The organism is Arthrobacter sp. TE12232, assembly GCF_054062615.1.
Map to the genome: position 1 here is coordinate 2668547 of NZ_JBSSFK010000001.1, position 21600 is coordinate 2690146.

The 21600-nt window shown below is 68.0% G+C and carries 21 protein-coding genes; 10 read left to right on the forward strand and 11 right to left on the reverse strand.

The annotated features are described in order from the left end of the window. Positions 1–111: 111 nt before the first annotated feature. Together ACVWZ7_RS11840 and purB are read right to left on the reverse strand one after the other, a co-directional pair. A complete protein-coding gene (locus ACVWZ7_RS11840; RefSeq protein ID WP_456507944.1) occupies positions 112–783 on the reverse strand; it encodes a histidine phosphatase family protein in 672 nt (223 codons plus the stop codon). Then, entirely contained in the window at positions 780–2222 is a 1443-nt protein-coding gene (gene purB, locus ACVWZ7_RS11845) for an adenylosuccinate lyase (protein ID WP_344364776.1), read from the reverse strand. The genes ACVWZ7_RS11840 and purB overlap by 4 nt, the downstream gene beginning before the upstream one ends. Before the next feature lie 180 nt (positions 2223–2402). On the opposite strand from purB, the gene ACVWZ7_RS11850 reads away from it, so the two are divergent. Together ACVWZ7_RS11850 and ACVWZ7_RS11855 are read left to right on the forward strand one after the other, a co-directional pair. Then, positions 2403–2738, forward strand: coding sequence for a hypothetical protein (locus ACVWZ7_RS11850; protein ID WP_456507945.1), 336 nt, complete (start codon positions 2403–2405; stop codon positions 2736–2738). Then, entirely contained in the window at positions 2738–4201 is a 1464-nt protein-coding gene (locus ACVWZ7_RS11855; protein WP_456507946.1) for a hypothetical protein, read from the forward strand. Before ACVWZ7_RS11850 ends, ACVWZ7_RS11855 begins: the two co-directional genes overlap by 1 nt. Here the strand turns inward: ACVWZ7_RS11855 and ACVWZ7_RS11860 are convergent. Then, the gene (locus tag ACVWZ7_RS11860; RefSeq protein ID WP_116766790.1) at positions 4152–4538 is read right to left on the reverse strand and encodes a phage holin family protein; all 387 of its coding nucleotides are present in this window, start codon (positions 4536–4538) and stop codon (positions 4152–4154) included. The two genes, ACVWZ7_RS11855 and ACVWZ7_RS11860, sit on opposite strands and share 50 nt — an antisense overlap. A 97-nt stretch (positions 4539–4635) precedes the next feature. Between ACVWZ7_RS11860 and ACVWZ7_RS11865 the strand changes: the two genes are divergently transcribed. From ACVWZ7_RS11865 to ACVWZ7_RS11880, 4 genes are all read left to right on the forward strand, one after another. Continuing rightward, on the forward strand, positions 4636–5754 hold the full coding sequence (locus ACVWZ7_RS11865) for a histidinol-phosphate transaminase (RefSeq protein ID WP_456507947.1): 1119 nt from the start codon (positions 4636–4638) through the stop codon (positions 5752–5754). Between the two features lie 147 nt (positions 5755–5901). Further along, positions 5902–7152: a pyruvate dehydrogenase (acetyl-transferring) E1 component subunit alpha gene (gene pdhA, locus ACVWZ7_RS11870; protein ID WP_344364763.1), complete on the forward strand. Its 1251-nt coding sequence runs from the start codon at positions 5902–5904 to the stop codon at positions 7150–7152. After that, positions 7152–8132, forward strand: a complete 981-nt coding sequence (locus ACVWZ7_RS11875) for an alpha-ketoacid dehydrogenase subunit beta (protein ID WP_456507948.1) — start codon at positions 7152–7154, stop codon at positions 8130–8132. Before pdhA ends, ACVWZ7_RS11875 begins: the two co-directional genes overlap by 1 nt. A 9-nt stretch (positions 8133–8141) precedes the next feature. Beyond that, positions 8142–9695, forward strand: a complete 1554-nt coding sequence (locus ACVWZ7_RS11880) for a dihydrolipoamide acetyltransferase family protein (protein ID WP_456507949.1) — start codon at positions 8142–8144, stop codon at positions 9693–9695. Between the two features lie 105 nt (positions 9696–9800). On the opposite strand, the gene ACVWZ7_RS11885 is transcribed toward ACVWZ7_RS11880, so the two are convergent. After that, positions 9801–10139 carry a hypothetical protein gene (locus ACVWZ7_RS11885; protein ID WP_456507950.1) on the reverse strand — a complete coding sequence of 113 codons (339 nt, stop codon included), beginning with the start codon at positions 10137–10139 and terminating at the stop codon, positions 9801–9803. Positions 10140–10395: 256 nt separating this feature from the next. Here ACVWZ7_RS11885 and ACVWZ7_RS11890 point away from each other — a divergent pair, with 256 nt between their 5' ends. After that, positions 10396–12006, forward strand: coding sequence for an AMP-binding protein (locus ACVWZ7_RS11890; RefSeq protein WP_456507951.1), 1611 nt, complete (start codon positions 10396–10398; stop codon positions 12004–12006). A 3-nt stretch (positions 12007–12009) separates the two neighbouring features. On the opposite strand, the gene ACVWZ7_RS11895 is transcribed toward ACVWZ7_RS11890, so the two are convergent. The 3 genes from ACVWZ7_RS11895 to ACVWZ7_RS11905 all read right to left on the reverse strand — a co-directional run bounded on the left by ACVWZ7_RS11895 (position 12010) and on the right by ACVWZ7_RS11905 (position 14459). Then, positions 12010–12438 carry a universal stress protein gene (locus ACVWZ7_RS11895; protein ID WP_456507952.1) on the reverse strand — a complete coding sequence of 143 codons (429 nt, stop codon included), beginning with the start codon at positions 12436–12438 and terminating at the stop codon, positions 12010–12012. Then, a complete protein-coding gene (locus ACVWZ7_RS11900; protein ID WP_116766714.1) occupies positions 12435–13733 on the reverse strand; it encodes an aminotransferase-like domain-containing protein in 1299 nt (432 codons plus the stop codon). Before ACVWZ7_RS11900 ends, ACVWZ7_RS11895 begins: the two co-directional genes overlap by 4 nt. Before the next feature lie 162 nt (positions 13734–13895). Beyond that, positions 13896–14459: an NAD(P)H-dependent oxidoreductase gene (locus tag ACVWZ7_RS11905; protein ID WP_116766713.1), complete on the reverse strand. Its 564-nt coding sequence runs from the start codon at positions 14457–14459 to the stop codon at positions 13896–13898. A 125-nt stretch (positions 14460–14584) separates the two neighbouring features. Between ACVWZ7_RS11905 and ACVWZ7_RS11910 the strand changes: the two genes are divergently transcribed. Together ACVWZ7_RS11910 and ACVWZ7_RS11915 are read left to right on the forward strand one after the other, a co-directional pair. Beyond that, positions 14585–15217 (forward strand): TetR/AcrR family transcriptional regulator, encoded by a 633-nt coding sequence (locus ACVWZ7_RS11910; RefSeq protein WP_344364748.1) that lies wholly within the window; start codon positions 14585–14587, stop codon positions 15215–15217. A 25-nt stretch (positions 15218–15242) separates the two neighbouring features. Beyond that, complete coding sequence (locus ACVWZ7_RS11915) at positions 15243–16298, forward strand: Gfo/Idh/MocA family protein (protein WP_456507953.1); 1056 nt, start codon at positions 15243–15245, stop codon at positions 16296–16298. A 99-nt stretch (positions 16299–16397) separates the two neighbouring features. Here ACVWZ7_RS11915 and ald read toward each other — a convergent pair whose 3' ends face one another. After that, positions 16398–17516 carry an alanine dehydrogenase gene (gene ald, locus ACVWZ7_RS11920; protein ID WP_116766711.1) on the reverse strand — a complete coding sequence of 373 codons (1119 nt, stop codon included), beginning with the start codon at positions 17514–17516 and terminating at the stop codon, positions 16398–16400. A 246-nt stretch (positions 17517–17762) separates the two neighbouring features. On the opposite strand from ald, the gene ACVWZ7_RS11925 reads away from it, so the two are divergent. Then, positions 17763–18983, forward strand: coding sequence for a PucR family transcriptional regulator (locus ACVWZ7_RS11925; RefSeq protein WP_456507954.1), 1221 nt, complete (start codon positions 17763–17765; stop codon positions 18981–18983). Here ACVWZ7_RS11925 and ACVWZ7_RS11930 read toward each other — a convergent pair. From ACVWZ7_RS11930 to ptsP, 3 genes are all read right to left on the reverse strand, one after another. Then, positions 18980–19240, reverse strand: coding sequence for a hypothetical protein (locus ACVWZ7_RS11930; RefSeq protein WP_116766709.1), 261 nt, complete (start codon positions 19238–19240; stop codon positions 18980–18982). The genes ACVWZ7_RS11925 and ACVWZ7_RS11930 overlap by 4 nt on opposite strands. 89 nt (positions 19241–19329) lie before the next feature. Then, positions 19330–19749 carry a helix-turn-helix domain-containing protein gene (locus tag ACVWZ7_RS11935; protein WP_344364739.1) on the reverse strand — a complete coding sequence of 140 codons (420 nt, stop codon included), beginning with the start codon at positions 19747–19749 and terminating at the stop codon, positions 19330–19332. A gap of 81 nt (positions 19750–19830) precedes the next feature. Continuing rightward, positions 19831–21516, reverse strand: a complete 1686-nt coding sequence (ptsP, locus tag ACVWZ7_RS11940; protein WP_456507955.1) for a phosphoenolpyruvate--protein phosphotransferase — start codon at positions 21514–21516, stop codon at positions 19831–19833. Positions 21517–21600: the final 84 nt, after the last annotated feature.

A 21600-nucleotide genomic window follows, 5' to 3' on the forward strand; every position in this document is an offset into this window, starting at 1 on the left:
CCATTCCATCCCCGCGCCTGCTTTCATCATGGCCGCGTTGAGGGGTGCAGTCCAGCCCCTGTGGGCAGGGTGCGCGCCGCAGGGAACGCGCCGCAGGGTGCGCGCCGCCCGCTACGCCGGACGGCCGGTGGGATCTTCCGCCGTCGGGTCTGCCAGGGCCAGGCCTCCCACGGGGCTCTCGTCCCAGTGGATGAGCCGCCATCCGGCGTCGGGATCGCCCTCCAGAGCCACAATGCCGGTGTTGGCAACTACGTGGCGGACAGCGAATTCAGGTTCCACGTTGACGGCCCGCACGCCCGCCCAGACCCTGATGGCGGCGCCATGGCTCACCACGGCCACAGCGCCGGACCCGGCAGTTGACCCGGCCGCGGCCGCAATCCGGGCAATCGAGTCGTCGAAGCGTTCAAAGAAGTCGTGGCCGCTGGGCCCGGCCGGCATCCTCCGGCCCAGGTCGCCCTCGGTCCACGCAGCGACCGTACTGAAGTAGCGCATGTGGGACTCGCGGTCGGTGAGTTTCTCCAGTGAGCCTGCTTCGATTTCCCGCAGGCCCGCCAGGACCTCGATGTCGAGGCTGCGCATGGCGGCCAGCGGTTGTGCCGTGATCTGGGTGCGGATCAGGGTGGACGCGTAAAGCAGCCCGATCTCCTCATTCGCCAGCGACCTCGCCAGGGCAGCGGCCTGCCGCTCGCCGAGCTCCGTCAGTCCGGGGCCGGGGTGGGCGGTGTCCAGCTGCCCAAGCACGTTCCCGGGCGTCTGGCCGTGGCGGATGAGCAGGAGCCTCACTTGAGGTGGTCCACCAGCTTGTCCGCGATGCCCGTGTAGCGGCCGGGGGTCAGCGCAAGCAGCCGGGCTTCGGCGTCGGCGGACAGGCCCAGGCCCTGGACGAATTCCTGCATCCGGGCGGCGTCCACGCGGTGTCCGCGGGTCAGGTCCTTGAGCCGCTCGTACGGGTTCTCCATGCCCTCGACGCCGGCGATCGCCTCGGCACGCATGACCATCTGGATGGCCTCGCCCAGGACCTCCCAGTTGGTGTCCAGGTCCGCGGCCAGGACGTCCTCGGCCACCTTGAGCCGGTCCAGGCCCTTGGCGACGTTGGAGATGGCGAGCAGCGAGTGGCCGAACGCCACGCCGATGTTGCGCTGCGAGGACGAATCGGTGAGGTCGCGCTGCCAGCGCGAGGTGACCAGGGTGGAACCCAGCACGTCCAGCAGCCCCGAGGAGATCTCGAGGTTGGCCTCGGCGTTTTCGAACCGGATCGGGTTCACCTTGTGCGGCATGGTCGAGGAGCCGGTGGCGCCCGCGACCGGGATCTGCACGAAGTAGCCGATCGAGATGTAGCTCCAGATGTCGGTGCAGACGTTGTGCAGGATGCGGTTGAACCGCGCGACGTCGGCATAGAGTTCGGCCTGCCAGTCGTGGCTTTCGATCTGGGTGGTCAGCGGGTTCCAGGTCAGGCCGAGGCCTTCAACGAAGCTCTTGGCAACGTGCTCCCAGTCGGCGCCAGGGACGGAGGCGACATGGGCGGCGTAGGTGCCGGTGGCGCCGTTGATCTTGCCGAGGTATTCGGTCCGGGCAATCCGGTCCAGCTGGCGGTTGAGGCGGTGCGCAATGACGGCCAGTTCCTTGCCCAGCGTGGTGGGGGTGGCCGGCTGGCCGTGCGTGCGGGAGAGCATCGGCACCGCGCGGTTGTCCTCGGCCATGGCACTGATCTGGGCAACCAGGGCGCGGGCCGCGGGCAGCCAGACGTCCTCCACGGCTCCCTTGACGCCGAGGGCGTAGGAGAGGTTGTTGATGTCCTCCGAGGTGCAGCCGAAGTGCACCATGGCGGTCAGGTGATCGATCCCGATGCCGGGCAGGCGGCGGCCGATGTAGTACTCCACAGCCTTGACGTCGTGCACCGTGACCGCCTCGATCTCGGCCAGTTCGGTGACTGACGCGGCGTCGAACTCCGTGACAATCGCGCGCAGCTGCTCCTGCTGGGCCGCCGTGAGCGGGCCAGCGCCGGGCAGGACGCTGTTGCTGGTCAGGTGGATCAGCCATTCGACCTCCACAGCCACGCGGTCGCGGTTCAGTGCTGCTTCGGAGAGGTAGTCCACCAGGGGGGCGACGGCGGACTGGTAGCGGCCGTCCAGCGGGCCGAGCGCGATCTGGTGGTCGGACGCGGCGAGGGCCAGGCGTCCGGACGGCGTGCGGGTATCAGCTGTGGCGGCAGTTTCAGGCATGTTCCGATTCTTTCACGAAGTGACGCCGGGCCTTAAGCGCCCCCGTCCTTATGACATCACCGTGTGACAATGCCGGTTCGCATCGCGCGGCGGTCCGCGCCGATGTCCACATAGCCGGACTGTCCACATAGCCCGACGCCGCTCTTCAGCGGGTGCCGGCCGCCCGCTAGCGTCACTTCCATGACCAGCATGATGCGCCCCGGTTCGGCGGGCAGTGCGGCTATTTTCGGCGTGACGGCCGCCGACGCCGTTGAGTGCGCATCGCGCAGTTACGAAGTCCAGCAGCTCGCGGCGCGCGTGGCGCGGTGCGCCGATGAGGCCGACGCCGTGCTGGCCGCACTGGGCCGCCTTGAACTGCAGACCTGGCAGTCGCCGGCCGGGCGAGCCTACCGGCTGACCCTGTCCCTGCAGGCTGCAGCCCTGCGCCGCAGCCGGGACGCCTTGCTGGACGCTGTGGCCGTGGTGCGCCGGCACGCCCAGAACGTGACGCTGTCCTCGGGCCGGCTAGGTTCCTGATGGCCGAAGCAACACCGGCAGACTCTGGCGGGACACCCCGGGTTTCCGCGCCGCCGTCGGACGGCAGCCTGCGCATCCGCGGCGGAATCGGAGGGCTCAGCTTCCAGTTCGAGGAGCTCCTTGCCGGCGCAGCGGCACTGGACGCGCTGGTCCGGCAACTGCAGTCGGTTGAACTGGAGGCTGACACCGTGAAGCACGCACTCTTCCCCTATCAGTCCGACTCCTACACCAGCGGCAGCAACGCCATCATCGCGGTGGGAGAAGCTGGTCGGGATGTCGGCCGTGTCCGGTCGCAGCTGCAGCGGATCGGCGACGACGTCCGTGCCAGCCACCGGGAGTACGAGTTTGCGGAGGCACGGAATGCCCTGTTCCTGCGGCTGGGATTCCACGGCGCCGAGTACGGTGCGGCCCCGGAGCCTTTCGCCCTCCCCGGCGTGCGCGGCGTCGTAGAGGACTGGGTCGCCACGGCGCCGCGGAATCTCGCCGCGCTGCTGGGCCTGCCCGCACCTCTGGCCGCCGTTCTCGGAGCCCTCAGCGGACCCGCCGACGTCCGCAGCCTGGTCCGGGATGTCTCGGAGGCGCCCGGGCTCGAGTTCCTCAAGCCCCGGCCCGTCAGCATCGTGGGGCGGGAGACGTATTCCGCGGCCGTCGACCTCTCCCCGGCCGGATTGCTGCGGAGAGCCGGAACGGTGGGCCAGCAGGGCGGGCAGATCGAAGTCATCGAGGTCGACGGCGGCGCCCGGCCGGCGTGGGTGGTCATCATCCCCGGAACCCAGCTGGACGGCCCGCCGGAAGGGGCCAATCCCTTTGACCCCGCCGGAGTGGCCGAGGCCCTGGGCTACGACTCGGCCTCCACGGGTGCGGCCATCCGGGAGGCGCTCCGGCAGGCCGGAGCCGCGGCCGGCGACCAGCTCGTCGCGGTCGGCTACAGCCAGGGCGGGATTCATGCGATGAATCTCAGCAGGGACCGCGCCGTCCTGGCCGACTACGATCTCAAGTTCGTGCTCACGGCGGGCTCGCCGGTGGGTGGTATCACCCCGGAGCCGGGGATCCGCAGCCTCCACCTCGAACACGCGCAGGACTGGGTGCCGGGGGCGGACGGCCTGGCCAACCCGGATACCAGGGACCGGGTGACCGTGACGCTCACCAACCCGCTGGAGATGCCGCCGCTGAAGGACTTCGGCTTAGGTCCCGGGCACCGGCTGGAAAACTACGCCGACGGAGCCGAACTCATCTCGGCGAGCCGGGACAACACGCTGCGGGATTCGACGGCGGCGCTGGCCGCTGTCGTGGGAACCGGCGGGGCGGCGACGGTGACCCGCTTCTCGCTCCGGCGTGAAGCACGCCCGACATCGCGGGGAGTGCCCATGGCTCCGGGGCCAGCTCCGGAGCAGCGGACCGGGCCGGGCGCGGCTAGCGATCGAGGGCCGGCAGGAAGCTCGCCACGAGGGACACGCCGCTGATGATGAGGGCGGCGAACACCGCAGTCCACCAGAAGCTGTCAATGGTGAAGTGCACGGTGGTGTAGCTGCTGATCCAGGAGGTCAGGTAGAGCATTCCCGCGTTGATGACCACCGTAAACAGGCCCAGGGTGAGGATGGTGATCGGAAGCGACAAGAGGCTGACGATTGGCTTGACGAAGGCATTGACCAGGCCGAAGATCAGGCCGATGAACAGGTAGCCCAGGACGATGCTGAAAATGTTGTTATTCGCGGTGGAAATATCCAGTCCGGTGAGGATCCAGCACGCGATTGCCAGGGCCAGCCCGTTGATGATGACTCGTGCGATGAATGAGCTCATGGCCCCCATGCTGTCATACGCCCCCGGGCGGCGGCAGGGACCATATCCCCCTATTGATCCCCCTATTGCGGCAGAGACCCGAAGTAGGCTAGTGAGCATGACTTCATCAGAGAACACGGCCGGGGGCATCAGGCCCCGTCCGGTGGTAGACCTCCTTCCCCGCTACGCGGCCGGAAAACCGCCCGTCCCCGTAGAGGGCCTGGTCAGCTACAAGCTTTCCTCCAACGAAAACCCGCTGCCCCCGATCCCTGCAGTGCAGCAGGCCATCGCGGCGCAGACCGACTTCAACCGCTATCCCGATCCGCTCAGCAGCAAGCTGCGCGCATCGCTCGCCGGCTTCCTGGACGTTCCCGCCGAGGACATCGTCACGGGCGCCGGCAGCCTGGGCGCCCTGAACCAGTTGCTGACCACCTTCGCCGGCCAAAACGACGACGGCAAGGCCGACGAAGTCATCTATGCCTGGCGCTCGTTCGAGGCATACCCGATCTGCGTCGGACTGGCCGGCGCCGAGAGCGTACGGATCCCCCTGACCGCGGACGGGCGGCACGACCTCGACGCCATGGCGGCCGCGGTCACCGCGCGGACCCGGATGATCCTGCTGTGCACGCCCAACAACCCGACCGGACCCATCCTGACCACTGAGGAAACGGAGCGCTTCATCAAGGCCGTGCCCTCGGACGTCGTGGTGGTCATCGACGAGGCCTACCAGGAATTCGTGCGCGCCGCCGACGCCGTGGACGGCATTGCCATGTACCGCAAATACCCCAACGTCGTCGTCCTGCGGACGTTCTCGAAGGCTCACGGACTCGCCGGGCTCCGCGTGGGCTACAGCGTCTCCCGTCCCGAACTGACGCAGCACCTGCGGGTTGCCGCCACACCCTTCGCGGTGTCCCAGATTGCGGAAATCGCCGCCGTCACGTCGCTCGAGCACTTCGCCGACGTTGTAGAAAGGGTACAAAGCCTGGTTGATGAGCGGGATCGGGTCACCGCCGGACTGCGCGATCTCGGGTGGTTCGTTCCGGAGGCGCAGGGCAACTTTGTGTGGCTCAACCTGGGCGCAAACAGCGCGGAATTCGCCGCCCTGGCAGCGGAACGTGCGCTTTCCGTGCGGGCCTTCGGCGACGAGGGGGTGCGGGTCAGCATCGGAGAAACGGAAGCCAACACCCGGTTCCTTGAGCTCTGTGCAATCTATACAAAACCACCACGGCGTTCCTAGTGCTTAACATGACGCGTTGTGGCCGCCCCGTGCGGATAAAGTAAGGACGAGTAAGCCAAAATATATGCCAAATTCGGAATGTATTCCCAGTTCGGCATATATCCCAGCGATTGCGGCGCATTCGGATGCGGCAAGCAAGGAGACGGTATGGGCGCCACACATCTGCCCTCTACCGAGTTCGACGGAACCGATATCGATGACCAGCTCGAGGCGGAAGCCGAGGCCCAACTGGGCGCGCCGGCCGAGCCGATGGTGCAGCTGCTAGGCCCGGACGGCACCCTGGGCTCGGACCCGGTTTTCTCAAAGTACGCCGAGAAGCTCGATCCCGAGACCCTGCGCGGCTTCTACGCCGACATGTCGAAGATCCGGCGCTTCGATGTGGAAGCCACCGCTCTGCAGCGGCAGGGCCAGCTGGCCCTGTGGGTCCCGCTCACCGGGCAGGAAGCAGCCCAGATCGGCTCCGGCCGGGCCAGCCAGCCGCAGGACTACATCTTCCCGACCTACCGCGAACACGGTGTGGCCCTGACACGCAATGTGGACCTGGCCGAGCTGCTGCGACAGTTCCGCGGCGTCTCCAACGGCGGCTGGAATCCCAAGGACACGAACTTCCACCTCTACACGCTGGTCCTGGCCGCCCAGACGCCGCACGCCGTCGGCTATGCCATGGGCATCCAGCGGGACCAGAGGCTGGCGGCCGCCAACGCCGTCGGGGAAGCGGGACAGCCCGCGGAGCCCAAGGCCGCCGTCATGGTGTACTTCGGCGACGGCGCCAGTTCAGAGGGCGACGTTCATGAATCCATGGTGTTCGCCTCGTCCTACCAGGCCCCCGTGGTCTTCTTCTGCCAGAACAACCACTGGGCGATCTCCGTGCCGAGCTCCGTGCAGACCCGCGTCCCGCTGGCCAACCGCGCCAAGGGCTACGGCTTCCCGGGCATCCGGGTGGACGGCAATGACGTCATTGCCGTCCACGCCGTCACGGAGTGGGCGCTGGAGCAGGCCCGCGAAGGCAACGGACCCGTGCTGATCGAGGCGTTCACCTACAGGGTGGGGGCGCACACCACCGCCGATGACCCCACCAAGTACCGCGGATCCGCCGAAGAAGGCCTCTGGCGGGCCAAGGATCCGCTGGAGCGGCTGGAGAAGTACCTCCGGGCCGAGGGCCTCGCGGACGATGCCTTCTTCGAACAGGTCAGGGCCGACGGCGACGAACTCGCCGCCTACGTCCGCAAGACCACCCACGACCTGGAAACACCGGACATCCGGACTGCCTTCGCCAATACGTATGTGGAGGCCCACCCGCTGGTGGCCGAAGAGCTGGCCTGGTTCGAGGAGTACAGCGCAGGGTTCGCCGACGAGGAACCTGCAAACGCTGACCAGACAGACAAGGCGGCCCGCTGATGACCACCATGACCATTGCGAAGGCCATCAATGAAGGCCTGCGGGCGACGCTGACCAACAACCCCCGCTCGCTGCTGATGGGCGAGGACATCGGGGCCCTCGGCGGCGTCTACCGGGTCACCGACGGACTGATCGGCGAATTCGGCGGCGACCGTGTGGTCGATACGCCGCTGGCCGAATCCGGCATTATCGGCACCGCGATCGGCCTGTCCCTGCGCGGTTACCAGCCCGTGTGCGAGATTCAGTTCGACGGTTTCGTGTTCCCGGGCTTCAACCAGATCACCACCCAGCTGGCCAAGATGCACTCGCGCAGCAACGGCAACCTGACCGTTCCGGTCGTGGTCCGGATCCCGTACGGCGGCGGCATCGGCTCGATCGAGCACCACTCCGAATCGCCGGAGGCGCTGTTCGCCCACACGGCCGGCCTGCGCATCATCACGCCGTCCAATCCGCACGATGCCTACTGGATGATCCAGCAGGCCGTCGAATGCCAGGATCCCGTGATCGTTTTCGAGCCGAAACGCCGGTATTGGCTCAAGGGTGAGGTGGACACCGAGAACCCCGGCGCGTCCGCAGACCCCTTCAAGGCGCACGTGCTGCGGGAGGGGAGCGACGCCACGGTCGTCGTCTACGGCCCGCTGGTGCCCGTGGCCCTCGCGGCGGCCGAAGCCGCGGCTGAGGACGGCCACAGCGTCGAAGTGATCGACCTCCGTTCCATCTCTCCGATCGACTTTGACACCGTCACGGCCTCGGTCCAGAAAACCGGCCGGCTGATCGTGGCCCACGAGGCCCCCACCTTCGGCGGCATCGGCGGCGAAATCGCGGCCCGGATCAGCGAGCGTGCCTTCCACTCGCTTGAAGCCCCCGTGATCCGGGTCGGCGGTTTCCACATGCCTTATCCCGTCGCCAAGGTCGAAGAAGACTACCTGCCGGACATCGACCGCATCCTTGAGGCGCTGGACCGCGCCCTCGCGTACTAAGGAGGACCCATGACGCTTAACAAGTTCAACCTCCCGGACGTCGGCGAAGGGCTGACCGAGGCCGAAATCGTCGACTGGAAGGTCAAAGCCGGCGACACCGTGGCCATCAACGACGTCCTGTGCGAGATCGAGACGGCCAAGTCCCTCGTGGAACTGCCCTCACCGTTCGCGGGGACCGTCACCGAACTGCTGGTTCCCGAGGGTGTCACGGTGGAGGTCGGCACGCCGATCATCAGCGTGAGTGACGACGCGGCGGCCCCGCCAGCTGCTGCACCGTCGCCTGCTGACCAGACACCTGTTGCCCAGGCACCCGCCGTTGCCGCGCCGATGTACGGAAAGCTGACGGCCGACACCTCCGACGACGGCGAGACGTCCGGACGCCCGGCCGGCGGCCCGCTGGTCGGTTCCGGTCCCAAGGCCGACGCCGTCAAGCGCCGGCGGCGGATTTCGGCCCCGGCGGCTGCTCCGGCCACAGGCCGCGAAACACCGGCGGCCTCGGCAGCCACCGGTACTTCCGCCACGGTGGCGGAGCGGGTGGGCGTAGAGACCCACGACATCTGGATCAACCCGGACACCGTCGGCCGAACGGCTGACGAAGCCGCTGGCCCCGCCGGCGCCATCGACCCGCGTCCCACGTTCAGCGGTGCCATCAGCGGCCTGGTCGGCAAGGTGCTGGCCAAGCCGCCCGTCCGCAAGATCGCCCGGGATCTCGGGATCAACCTGGCCGACGTCGTGCCCACCGGCGCCCGCGGTGAAGTGACCCGTGAGGACCTGGTGAGCTACCAGGCCCAACGTGACGCCGAGGTGGACAAGGCGGACTCGTTCTGGGGCAAGTCCGGCCGTCCGCAGGACCAGCGGATCGAGCGGATCCCGGTCAAGGGCGTCCGCAAGGCCACCGCAAAGGCCATGGTTGAATCAGCCTTTGCGGCGCCTCATGTCAGCATCTTTGTCGACGTCGACGCCAGCCGCACCATGGAATTCGTGAAGCGGCTGAAGGCCTCCCGTGATTTCGAAGGCATCAAGGTCTCCCCGCTGCTGATCCTCGCCAAGGCGGTCATTTGGGCCGCGGCGCGGAACCCGAGCGTCAACGCCACCTGGGTGGACAACCCCGACGGCAGCGACTCCGCGGAGATCCACGTCAAGCACTTCATGAACCTCGGCATCGCGGCGGCCACCCCCCGAGGACTGATGGTGCCGAACATCAAGAACGCCCAGGATCTTTCGCTCAAGCAGCTGGCCCTGGCCCTGAACGAGCTCGCCACCACGGCACGGGCGGGCAAGACCCAGCCCGCCCAGATGCAGGGCGGCACGCTCACCGTGACCAACATCGGCGCCCTCGGGATCGATACCGGCACGCCGATCATCAACCCGGGCGAGGTTGCGATCGTGGCATTCGGCACCATCAAGCAGAAGCCCTGGGTCCTGGACGGGGAAGTCATTCCGCGGTGGATCACCACCCTCGGCGGCTCCTTCGACCACCGCGTGGTGGACGGGGACCTTTCGGCCCGTTTCATGGCCGACGTCGCCGCCATACTGGAAGAACCGGCACTCCTCCTGGACTAGCCCCCGGAACGGCCGCCGGACCAGGGCCAACAGAACACGGAACCCCGCCGCTGAATGCTTCAGCGGCGGGGTTCCGTCAGTGTCAGGCCTCTGCGCCCGGATGCCTCAGTTTCCCGAGTATGCCGTCAGGACCTGAGCCAGGGCAGGATCGCCGCTGATGCCGGCGAGGGCGGACGCGGCGGCAAACATCAGTCCGGCGAGTCCCAGGCTGCACGCGCTGGCGCCGGCGAGGAACTTCCAGTCCTCGCGGAGCACGCTCCGCACGGTGTCCGGCATGCGCAGTCCCGGGGCAATCAGGTTGGGGGCGCTGTCCGTTGATCCGTCGTCCAGAAAGGCGACAACGCGGCCTGCGCCGCGGTCCACCCGCATGGTGCTGATGTGGTTGCCGTGGCGGGCCAGCAGGATGTCGTGGCCAACCAGCTGGCGGCGCTGAAGAGTGATCATGGGGTCCCCTTGGTAGGTGGATTCTCGGATGTCCGCACCATCGCAGGGCACTTCCCATTTTACCGAGCCGGGCTCTTCCGGACGGGGCGCAGGGCGGTGAGGCTGCCCACGGGAGGGGGTGATCCTCATCAACTCCAATCACGGCCAAGTCCGGTCCCGGTCAAGTCCGTGCCGTCCTGTCCGCCGGGTGCACCGCGGCACTAGAGTGACACCAGCCGCCGCCAGCCCGGCGGACGCGGATCAAAGGAGATGTTGCGTGTTTTCAAGCCCGTACCCCGACGTCGATGTTCCCAACCTCGGTATCTACGACTACCTCTTCGGCGACCTGGCCGAAGAAGACCTGGACCGGGTCGCCGTCGTCGACGGCGCCAGCGGTGCGGAAACCACCTACCGTACGCTCCGCGGCCAGATCGATGCCCTCGCCGGCGCCGTTGCCGCGCAAGGACTCGGCGTCCACGGCGTGGCAGCCATCCTGTGTCCGAACATCCCCGCGTTTGCCACTGTTTTCCACGGCCTGCTGCGGGCGGGCGCCACGGTCACCACGATCAACTCGCTGTACACGGCGGAGGACATCGCCAACCAGCTCACCGACGCCGGTGCGGGCTGGCTTTTCACCGTCTCGGCGCTGTTGCCGGCTGCCCGGGAGGCCGCCGAAAGGACCGGGATCCCTGCCGAGCGGCTCGTGGTGATCGACGGCGCCGACGGCCACCCCTCCCTTGCTGACCTCCTCGGCGCCGGGGCGCCTGCGCCCCAAGTTTCGTTTGATCCGGCCACCCATGTGGCCGTGCTGCCGTACTCCTCCGGCACCACGGGCCGGCCCAAGGGCGTCATGCTCAGCCACCGGAATCTGGTCGCCAATGTGGAACAGTCCCGGGGAATGCTCGACGTCGGCCCAGAGGACCGCGTCCTGGCGCTGCTCCCGTTCTTCCATATCTACGGACTCACGGTGCTGCTGAACATCGCCCTGCGCCAGCGGGCCCGGCTCGTGACCATGCCCCGGTTCGATCTGCCCGAGTTCCTGCGGATCATCCAGGACCACTGGTGCACCTACCTGTTCATCGCCCCGCCGGTGGCCGTGGCGCTGTCCAAGCACCCGCTGGTTGCCGAGTACGACCTCAGTTCGGTCCACACCACCCTCTCCGGCGCGGCGCCCCTGGACGGGGAGCTCGGTACCCGACTCGCGCAGCGCCTGGGATGCCGCGTGCTGCAGGGCTACGGCATGACCGAGATGAGCCCGGTGTCGCACCTCATTCCGCGCGATGGTGTTGATGTTCCCGTCAGTTCGGTCGGGTACACGGTGCCCAACATGCAGTGCCGCCTCGTGGATCCGGCCACGGGGGAGGAGATTCCGGTTCCCGCGGAAGGAACTAGCGCGCCGGGGCACCTGCTGTGCCGCGGACCGAATGTCATGCTCGGTTACCTCAACCGGCCGGAGGAAACCGCGGACACCCTGGACGCGGACGGCTTCCTGCACACCGGGGACATCGCGACGGTGCGGGCGGACGGCGTCGTGACGATTGTGGACCGGCTCAAGGAACTCATCAAGTACAAGGGCTACCAGATCGCTCCGGCGGAGCTGGAGGCGCTGCTCCTGACCCACCCCGGGATTGCCGACTCCGCGGTGATCGGAGCCCTCGACGCCGACGGCCAGGAAGTTCCCATGGCGTTTGTGGTGCGCCAGCCCGGACCGGACGGCGCCGCCCTGGATGAAGACGCCGTCATGGCGTTCGTGGCGGCCAAGGTGGCGCCGTTCAAGAAGGTGCGGCGCGTGGAGTTCATCGAGGCCGTGCCGAAGTCGTCGTCAGGAAAAATCCTGCGCCGGATGCTCAAGACCACGGCTCCGGCTGCGGGGGCAGCAAAGCAGTAGGGCCTAGCCGACGTCGGTCTTGGCGATGTAGACGTCGCAGGGGGCGTTGTGGGCCACGCTGTTCGCAACGCTCCCCAGCACCCGGCCGATTCCGCTCATGCGCCGGTTGCCGACCACAATCATCCGGGCGCCGGTCCGTTCGGCTTCGTTGATGAGGGCCTCCGCGGGTTTGCCCCGGGCGGCGGCGTAGGAGACGTTGGTGCCGGGGCGGCGCAGGCCGTCCGCGACCGTGCGGGCGACCTTCTCCGCGTTGCCGGCGTCGGAAATGATCCACGTGTCGCCGCCGCTGCTGATGACCTCGGTCCTGTCGCTGTCGAAGGCGCTGACCACGTGAAGGGTCGCCCCCATCGACGCCGCGAGGTCACGCGCGGTCTGGGCCGCTCGCAGTGCAGTCTCACTGTCGTCGACGCCGACAACGATAATTCCGGTCATGGCTTCAGCCCCTCTACAGCTTCGCGCAGGACCGGCGCGAGGCGCCGCACGCCCTCACGGATGGACTCGGGCGGCACAGCGCTGAACGCCAGCCGGATCTTGTTGGACGGGTCGTCCGAATGCGTAAATGCCGCTCCCGGGATGAACACGACGCCGGCGTCGATCGCCTTCCTCAGCAACGGGTAGGTATCCACGCCGTCGGGCAGCGTGACCCACACGAAAAAGCCGCCGTCGGGGCGCGTCCAGCTCAGCCCGTCCGGCATGAATTCTGCCAGGGCGGCAAGCATTGCCTCGCAGCGTTCCTGGTACAGCCCCCGGTAGGTCTCGATCTGGCCGCGCCAGTCGTAATCGCGCAGATAGGCCGAGACCAGCATCTGGTTGAACGTCGGCGGGCAAAGAGTGACGGCCTCCGAAGCCAGGTAATAGCGGCGCTGCAGGTGGGCAGGCACGAGGGCCCACCCGATCCGCAGGCCGGGGGCAAAGATCTTCGAGAAAGACCCCATGTAGATGACGTCGTCAGGATTGGCTGCCCGCAACGGGATCAGCGGCTTGCCGTCGAAGCGGAGCAGACCGTAGGGATTGTCTTCCAGCACCAAGATATTCGCGCGGCGGCATATATCGACCACTGATTGCCGGCGTTCCGGGGAAAGCGTGATGCCGGAAGGGTTGTTGAAGCTGGGAATGGTGTAGAGGAACTTGACGTTTTTCCCCGCGGTCTGGAGGGCGGCGATCTTCGCCTCCAGCAGGTCAGGTACGATGCCGTCCCCGTCCATCGGCACGGTTTCGACCTCCACCTGGTAGGCCTCGAAGGTGTTGAGGGCGCCCACATACGTGGGGTCCTCCACAAGGACAACGTCGCCCGGGTTGCAGAAGACCTTGGTGGCTACATCCTGCGCGGACTGGGAACCCGCGGTAATGACGATGTTCGCAGGATCGGCATCGAGGATCCCTTCGGCTGCCATGACCTCGCAGATCTGGGTGCGGAGTTCCTCGGTGCCCTGGCCGCCGCCGTACTGCAGGGCGGTCATGCCCTGCTCGGCGATGATCTTCGCGGCCGTCTGGCCAAGGCGCTCCAGCGGCAGGGACTGCAGGTACGGGCTTCCCCCGGCCAGGGAAACGAGGCCCGGGCGCATCGAGATGTCGAAAACATCCCGCACGGCCGACTGTTTGATATTTGCTGCGCGCTCCGAGAACAGGATCTCGTGGCGGTGGGCGGACGTAGCCGCACGTTCGATTGCGTCAATGGCCTCGGCCGGAAGTACTGCTGCGGCGGCATCAAGTGTTTCGTGGGTCACAGTCCCAAGGATACTACCCTTGTTGTCTATGGGGAAACGATTGTTTTCAATCCGGCCTATGCCGGGTGCCATGCGACGGCATCTGCCGGCTGACCGTAAAGTCCAAGGCCCCCGGCAGCCGCGGCTGCCGGGGGCCTCAAGGGAGCAAGAGCTCGGTGTGGGCTACGCCGCTTCCGGGGTGCGGGCTTCGGCCAGCGCGTCGAAGACGCCCTTGATCTGCTCGACAACTTCGGCGTCGTCCTTCGGGTGAACTTCGGCAAAGCGGACCATCGAGCCGGGGACTGCCATCTTGACGTTTTCGAGGACCTGGGCGCCGGCGATGCCGACGGCCTTGCGGGCCTCGTCCTGGGCCCAGACGCCGCCGAACTGGCCGAAGGCGGTGCCGACGACGGCGGTGGGCTTGCCGGCGAGGGCGCCGGCGCCGAACGGGCGGGACAGCCAATCAATGGCGTTCTTCAGGGAGGCCGGGACCGTGCCGTTGTGTTCCGGCGTGACCAGCAGGAGGGTGTCGGCGTCGTTGGCTGCTGCGCGCAGGGCGGCCGCCGCTGCGGGCACCTGGCCTTCGACGTCGATGTCCTCGTTGTAGAACGGGATGTTGCCGAGGCTCTCGTGAATGACGACGTTCACCTGGTCCGGCGCGTTGAGCTGGATGGCCTCGGCCAGCTGCTGGTTGGTGGAGCCGGCGCGCAGGCTGCCGACGAGGGTGAGGACGGTCTTCTTGGACATGTGTACTCCTATGCGTCACGCCGCGGGACGGTTCCTGCGGCTGGCTGGTCGTGAGGCTTTGAGGCCTTCACCCAGATTAAACGGACCGCGGTCCGGTTGTATTCCCAGGCGCTAGAATCAGCGGTGTGAGCCTCATCCCGATCCGTCCCGGTGCCCAGCCCGGGGGAGGGCGCGCCCCCGGGCCCGCCGCAGAGTCCGAGCGCCGTGACGCGGCGCGCAACAGGGAGCTCCTGCTCTGCGCGGCCCGGGAAATCGTTGAGGAATCCGGCGCCGACGCGCTCACCATGGACCGGCTGGCCCAGCGTGCCGGCGTTGGCAAGGGAACAGTCTTCCGGCGGTTCGGCAGCCGTGCCGGGCTGATGATGGCGCTCCTGAGCGGTGCCGAGGCCGAGTTCCAGGGCCGGTTCATGTTCGGCCCGCCTCCGGTGGGCCCCGGTGCGCCGCCACTGGAGCGCCTGATCGCCGTCGGGGCCGCGCGCATATCCTGGATCCTGGAATTCGGGGAGCTGGCCCGGGCCGCCGACGCCTCGGTCTACAACAGGTTCGATGTCCCGCCGGCCGTCCTCTGGCACCGCCACCTCGAGATGCTGCTGCGCGAAGCCGGCGTGACGGCGGACCCGTGGCTCATGGCGTCGGCCCTGGGCGCTGCGCTGGAGCCGGAACTGCTGCTGCACGCTGTCGGCGTGCACGGGATCGCGCCCGAGCGGCTCGCGGAAACGTGGCGGGAACTCGTCACGCGCGTAGTGGGTGGCGGGTAGCGGCCGGAGCGGTAGCCTAGGCACCATGAGCAACGATTCAGCCCGGCCCATCCGCACCGGCGTCGCCGGGTTCGGTCTCTCGGGCAGCGTCTTCCATGCCCCGTTTCTTGCCGCGAACCACGCCTTCTCGCTGGATGTCATCTCGACGTCCGACGCCGGCCGGAAGTCTGCCGCCGCCGCCAGCTACCCGGCGGCCAGGATCGTCGACACCCCGGCCGGCATCCTGGAGCTCGCCGGCGAGCTGGACTTGCTGGTGCTCGGCACGCCGCCGGCCACCCATTACCCGCTCGCAAAGGCGGCGCTGGAAGCAGGCCTCGACGTCGTCGTCGACAAGCCGTTCGCGGTGCGCAGTGCGGAAGGACAGGAACTCATCGACCTCGCCGCGCGGCGGGGCCGGGTGCTCACCGTGTTCCAGAACCGGCGCTGGGACGGCGACTTCCTGACGGTCAAAGGACTCATAGACACGGGACTCCTCGGCACAGTGACCCGGTTTGAGTCCCGCTTTGAGCGGTGGTCGCCCGACGTCTCCAAAGCGTGGAAGGCGGCCGCGACCTCGGACGACGGCGGCGGGGTTCTCTTCGACCTCGGCACCCACCTGCTGGACCAGGCGGTGCAGCTCTTCGGCCCGGCGACGGTGACGCATGCGGAACTGGAGGTCCGGCGGCCGGGCGAGAAGGCCGACGACGACGTCTTCGTGGCCCTGCGCCACGGGTCAGGAGTAATCAGCCATCTGTGGATGAACATGCTCTGTGCCCAGCAGGGTCCGCGCTACCGCGTGCTGGGCAGCACTGGAGGTTTTTCCAAGCACGGTGTGGACCCGCAGGAGCCCTACATTGTGGCCGGCGGCAGCCCGCTGGACGCCGACTACGGCGTCGAGGACCCGGACTGGGCCGGGCTGCTGGGACGCGACGGGCACCTGGACCGGCTGCCCACCGAACGCGGCGCTTACCCCGAGTTCTACCGGATCCTGGCGGCGAAGATCGCCGACGGCGGGGCGGCCTCGGCGCTGCCCGTCCCCGTCGACCCCGCCGGGCCCGTCGAGGTGCTGCGGCTCATCGAGCAGGCTCGGGCTTTGGCCTGACGGGCTTCACTGACCGGGCTTAAAGAGCAATCGACTGCTCCGCAACTGCCGTTTTGGGGGTCCAAAAGGGCGGTTACGGAGCAGCCGATGCGGTGATGCTTACGCGGAGACCAGCTGGTGCCAGTCGGCGACGAGGGGCAGGTTGTGCGCCTCGGAGACGGAGTGGTGGGCAACCTTGCCCGCGGCGATGTTCAGGCCGGCGGCCAGGGCAGCGTCACGCTCGAAGGCAGCCTTGACGCCCAGGTTGGCCAGGGCCACGGCGTAGCGCAGGGTGACGTTGGTCAGCGCGTAGGTGGAGGTGTTCGGGACGGCGCCGGGCATGTTGGCCACGCAGTAGAAGATCGTGTTGTGGACCTTGTACGTCGGTTCCTGGTGCGTGGTGGGGTGGGTGTCCTCGAAGCAGCCGCCCTGGTCCACGGCGATGTCCACCAGCACGGAGCCGGGCTTCATCCGGGACACGAGTTCGTTGGTGACCAGCTTGGGGGCCTTGGCGCCCGGGATCAGGACGGAGCCGATCACGAGGTCGGCGTCCACGACGGACTTCTCGATTTCGTAGGAGTTGGACGCGACCGTCTTCAGGCGGCCCTGGTACTGGGCGTCGAGCTCGCGCAGGCGGTTGATGTTGATGTCCAGGATGGTGACGTCGGCGCCGAGGCCCAGGGCCATGGCGGCAGCGTTCGTGCCGGCAACACCGGCGCCCAGGACAACCACCTTGGCCGGGCGGACACCGGGGACGCCGCCGAGCAACACGCCCTTGCCGCCGGCCGGGGCCATCAGGGAGGTCGCGCCGACCTGCACGGACAGGCGTCCGGCAACTTCGGACATCGGGGCCAGCAGCGGCAGGGACCGGCCTTCCTGGACGGTCTCGTAGGCGATCGCGGTGACGCCGGAGTTGATCAGTTCCTGGGTCAGTTCCGGCTCGGCAGCCAGGTGCAGGTAGGTGAAGAGGATCAGGCCCTTGCGGAAGCGGTGGTATTCAGCCTTGACCGGTTCCTTGACCTTCATGACCATGTCGGCGCGGGCCCAGACGTCGTCGGCTTCGGCGACGATCTCGGCGCCGGCAATCGCGTATTCCTCGTCAGTGATGCCGGAGCCCAGGCCGGCGCCGCGCTCTACGAGGACAACGTGGCCGTGGGTGCGGAATTCGTGAACGCCCGCTGCCGTGATGGCGACGCGGAATTCGTTGTTCTTGATCTCTTTGGGGACACCGATGATCATTTTTTTGCTCCAGTAGTGGCGGCCTCGCGGGCCTGGATGAGCGGGGGATTTCGTAATTCCAGAATAGATCCGGCTGTGAGGCAGGCGACAGGAGTGTCTGGCCGGTCCAAGGCCCCGGCCCCGTCTTTCCGGGGTTTTCCGAATCCTGTGGTAGACATTTGTCGAGATAGCGGGCGTCAGGTGTCGGCTCGTGTCCGTTCGTGTCCGCATTCGCAGTGCGGCCGTCCGGCGCAGTAGTGTGGCAGCATGCAGCAGCAGGACGTGGAGCAGCTCGTGGAGCAGGTGGCGCAGCGGCTGGGCCGCGGTCTCTCGCTCGAGGACCTGGACGGTTTGCTCCTCGCTTACAGTTCCAACCAGTCGCATGCGGACCGCGTGCGGGTGAACTTCCTGCTGAGCAAGCGCGTCCCGGTGGAAGTCAGTGCGTGGCAGCTTTCCCACGGGATCGCGACGGCGGTCCGGCCGGTGGTCGTGCCGGCCAACGCGGATCTCGGCATGCTGGGCCGGGTGTGCGTGCCGCTGCTGGTGCGCGGCTTCCGGGTGGGGTACCTGTGGGTCCAGCTTGATCCCGAGGAACCCAGCGCCGCAACCGTTCTCGCCCAGCTGCCGGACGTGGCGCGGGAGCTGGAACAGCTGTCCTCCCTGCTGCTGGATTCCAACACTGCAGAGTCCGAGTTCCGCCGCCGCCGCGAGCAGGAGTTCCTGGCCGCCTGCGCCGGTGAAGCCAACGCGGCCGCGGCTGTGGCGGGCTGGAAAGAGGTCCAGGGCAAGGGGCCGTGGCAGCTGGTGACTGTCCTGGACGCAGACGGCTGGGCCGGGGGGTCGGATCCCATCGCGGACACGCTCATCCACCGCTCCGCGGCACTGCAGGCCACCATCGGCGTCGACGCCGCCTTGTTCAGTGCCGGCACCGAAACCCATGCCGTGGTGCTCTTCAAGGAATCCACCGGACGGGCTGACCACGCCCAGGTCCTGGTCCACTACCAGCTGGAACTCGCCAAACGCTCGGGGCGGACGGTCCGGCGGATCATCCTCGGCACCAGCGAGGGATTCGCCAAGCCGCGCGAACTCGCCGAGGCCTACCGGGAATCCCGGCAGGCGGCCCAGGCGGCGGCGGTGGATCCCCAGCTGGGAGAGCTCGTCGACTGCCGGGCCACCGGCGTCTACCAGCTTTTGGCATCAGCCGGCGGCGGCGCGGGCGCCTGGGCGGACGCGGGATCCGTGTATTTCCGCATCCTCGAAGACCATGACCGGAACCACGAGCTGCTTCCCGTCCTGGAGCTGTTCTATGACAACGACGGCTCGGTCCAGGAGGTCGCGACCAAGCTGCACCTCCACCGGAGCAGCATCTACAACCGGCTGGGCCGGATCCGGCAACTGCTGGGCGTGGACCCGCTGAAGGGAATGGTGCGGCTGGAGCTTCACGCCGCGCTCAAGGCCCGGCGCTGGGCCGGCCGGCCCCGGATTTAGCCCTCGCGGTTCGACGCGTCGGCGTCGAGGACCAGTCCGGCGTCCGGGCCGGCAACAGCGGCGTCCGTCCCGGACTGGCGGGCGGCGCTCCGACGTCGGGATATCCGGCTATCCACCCAGAGGGACACGGCAACGAACGCGACGCCGCTGGCCATATAGGTGGCGGTGTTGTTCAGGCCCATCGCGGTTCCGACGAAGCCGGCGAGCAGCATGGCGGCGATGCCTGCCACGATGTGCCATCCTCTGAATTTACCCACAATTCAAGAGTAACCCGCGGCCTTTCTGTGTTTCGGCGTCGGACTGTGATCGTTGCTTGATCCTTATCACTGCTTCATGAATCGCCTGTTTATGAAGCATCTGGGTCGTCATCCTGGCCGGGCAGCGTGCCCGCGCCCGCACTATTCTTCTTCTGCGTTTCGAGCCAGGCCATGATGTCGGCCAGCCGGATCCGCCGGTGCGTTCCGCGGTACTCCACCGGAATCTCGCCGCGGTCGGTCATGTTCCGCAGATAGGTGTGCGAGATCCCCGCCAGCTCCGCGGCCCGCGACGTCGTCAGCATCTCCTCGACGCTGCTGACCGTGACGGCCTCGCCGCGGCTGAAGCGGCCCAGCATATCGACGACGGCGTCCCTCGCCTCGGGCGGGAGGCGGTGGACGGTGCCGTCCACGAACACCGTGATGTCGTGGCTGCCGTCGAGGGCGTACTTGAGTTTCTCTGCGTCCTCGGCCGGAAGGCCGGCCGTCACCCTGGGAGCTATCAGTGCCATGAGTGCATCCTAACGGCTGCATTCTGGCGGCCGGATCCGCCGGCGGGGACGCCGGCGGTCCAGCCGTTGGCGCTTCGTCCGTTACAGCCCGAGATCCTCCAGGACCGGCAGCTTGGCCCGGACCCAGGCCCGGGCCTCCGTTGCGCTCGGCGCGGACAGGGCCAGCTTGGCCAGCTCCTGGGCTTCGGCCAGGGTGACGGTCTTCAGTACGGCAGCGACGGCCGCGATGGAGCGCGCCGTCATGGACAGCGTGGTGACGCCCAAGCCCGTGAGGACGACGGCGAGGGCCGGGTCTGCGGCGGCCTCGCCGCACACGCCCACGGGCTTGTTGTGGCCCTCGGCCCTTGAGCCCTCCACCGTCAGGCCCACGAGCCGCAGCACGGCCGGCTGCCAGGGCGTGTTGAGGGCAGCCAGCGGGCCGAGCTGGCGGTCCGCGGCCATGGCGTACTGGGTGAGGTCGTTGGTGCCCAGGCTCGCGAAGCCGACCTCGCGGAGAATGGCCTCGGCGGTGAGCGCGGCGGACGGGACCTCCACCATGACACCGGGGGTCTTGATCCCCGCCGCGGCACACAGCGAGGCGAAGCGGGCGGCCTCCTCCGCGGTGGAAATCATCGGGGCCATCACCCAGACGTCGGCTTCGGAGGCTTGCTCGGCCAGGGCGATGGCCTGCAGTTGGCGCTCCAGGACCCCCGGCGTGGTGAAGTCGGTCCGGTAGCCGCGGACGCCCAGAGCGGGGTTGGGCTCAGTGGCGTCGGTCAGGAACGGCAGCGGTTTGTCCGCGCCGGCGTCGAGCGTGCGGAGCACCACTTTCTTGCCCGGGAAGGCATCGAAGACGCCCTTGTAGGCGGCGGCCTGCTCCTCCACGGTCGGTTCGGTGTCCCGTTCGAGGAAGCAGAACTCGGTTCGGAACAGGCCCACGCCCTGGGCGTTGAGCCCGGCCGCGGCTACAGCGTCTTTGGCGCCGCCGACGTTGGCCAGAAGCGGGACCAGGTGACCGTCCGCCGTCGTGCCCGTCCCGTCGAAGGCGGCCAGCAGTGACGCGGTGGCGGCCCAGTGGGCCGCGGCGGCGCGCTGGCTCTCGCCGGGCTCCGCGGTGATGAGCCCGGCGGCGCCGTCCACGTATACCTCGGTGCCGTCGGCGAGCTCATCGACTCCGGTGGCGGCCACGACGGCGGGCAGGCCCAGCGAGCGGGCAATGATGGCGGTGTGGGACTGCGGACCGCCGCCCGCGGTGACCAGGGCCAGGATTTTCTCCGGATCCAGGGTGGCGGTGTCGGCCGGGGCCAGGTCCTCGGCGATCAGGATGAAAGGCGTGGCGGATACGGGAATGCCCGGCGCGGGCACTCCGCGCAGTTCCGCAACGATGCGGGCCCGGACATCCAGGACGTCGGTGGCGCGCTCGGCCATGTAGCCGCCCAGGTTGTGCAGCATTTCCGAGACCGAGGCGCCGGCTTCCCAGATCGCCCGCTGCGCGGAGGTGCCGCGGCCGATCAGCTTCGTGGCGGATTTGAGCAGCATGGTGTCGGTGGCCATGAGTGCCGTGGCCTCAAGGACGGCCTTGCCGTCGCCCGTGACGGTCTCGGCGCGGGCTTTGAGCTCGTCGTGGACCGCCTTTGCCGCGGCCTTCAGCGCCGCCGTCGCCTCTTCCGCCGTGACGCCGGCGGGCAGTTGCTCTCCGGCGGGCGGTTCGCTGATCGGTTTGGGCATCTGCCGGACGGTGCCGATGATGCGGCCGGGGCTAACGCCTACTCCTGGGAAGTTCTGCACTGAAGGTCCTCATTCTCTGTCGTAGGCCAATGGCCACTAAGCCGGTTAACCAGGTGCCGCCGCTGATCCTGCTGATCATTTGTG

What these genes read in the sequence shown, in the direction of transcription:
- ACVWZ7_RS11935 (WP_344364739.1), bottom strand. Translation starts at nt 19,749, where the DNA reads ATGGCACTGATAGCTCCCAGGGTGACGGCCGGCCTTCCGGCCGAGGAC.
- ACVWZ7_RS11850 (WP_456507945.1), top strand. Translation starts at nt 2,403, where the DNA reads ATGACCAGCATGATGCGCCCCGGTTCGGCGGGCAGTGCGGCTATTTTC.
- pdhA (WP_344364763.1), top strand. Translation starts at nt 5,902, where the DNA reads ATGGGCGCCACACATCTGCCCTCTACCGAGTTCGACGGAACCGATATC.
- ACVWZ7_RS11860 (WP_116766790.1), bottom strand. Translation starts at nt 4,538, where the DNA reads ATGAGCTCATTCATCGCACGAGTCATCATCAACGGGCTGGCCCTGGCA.
- ACVWZ7_RS11865 (WP_456507947.1), top strand. Translation starts at nt 4,636, where the DNA reads ATGACTTCATCAGAGAACACGGCCGGGGGCATCAGGCCCCGTCCGGTG.
- ACVWZ7_RS11905 (WP_116766713.1), bottom strand. Translation starts at nt 14,459, where the DNA reads ATGTCCAAGAAGACCGTCCTCACCCTCGTCGGCAGCCTGCGCGCCGGC.
- ACVWZ7_RS11915 (WP_456507953.1), top strand. Translation starts at nt 15,243, where the DNA reads ATGAGCAACGATTCAGCCCGGCCCATCCGCACCGGCGTCGCCGGGTTC.
- ald (WP_116766711.1), bottom strand. Translation starts at nt 17,516, where the DNA reads ATGATCATCGGTGTCCCCAAAGAGATCAAGAACAACGAATTCCGCGTC.
- ACVWZ7_RS11895 (WP_456507952.1), bottom strand. Translation starts at nt 12,438, where the DNA reads ATGACCGGAATTATCGTTGTCGGCGTCGACGACAGTGAGACTGCACTG.
- ACVWZ7_RS11880 (WP_456507949.1), top strand. Translation starts at nt 8,142, where the DNA reads ATGACGCTTAACAAGTTCAACCTCCCGGACGTCGGCGAAGGGCTGACC.
- ACVWZ7_RS11855 (WP_456507946.1), top strand. Translation starts at nt 2,738, where the DNA reads ATGGCCGAAGCAACACCGGCAGACTCTGGCGGGACACCCCGGGTTTCC.
- ACVWZ7_RS11875 (WP_456507948.1), top strand. Translation starts at nt 7,152, where the DNA reads ATGACCACCATGACCATTGCGAAGGCCATCAATGAAGGCCTGCGGGCG.
- purB (WP_344364776.1), bottom strand. Translation starts at nt 2,222, where the DNA reads ATGCCTGAAACTGCCGCCACAGCTGATACCCGCACGCCGTCCGGACGC.
- ACVWZ7_RS11885 (WP_456507950.1), bottom strand. Translation starts at nt 10,139, where the DNA reads ATGATCACTCTTCAGCGCCGCCAGCTGGTTGGCCACGACATCCTGCTG.
- ACVWZ7_RS11925 (WP_456507954.1), top strand. Translation starts at nt 17,763, where the DNA reads ATGCAGCAGCAGGACGTGGAGCAGCTCGTGGAGCAGGTGGCGCAGCGG.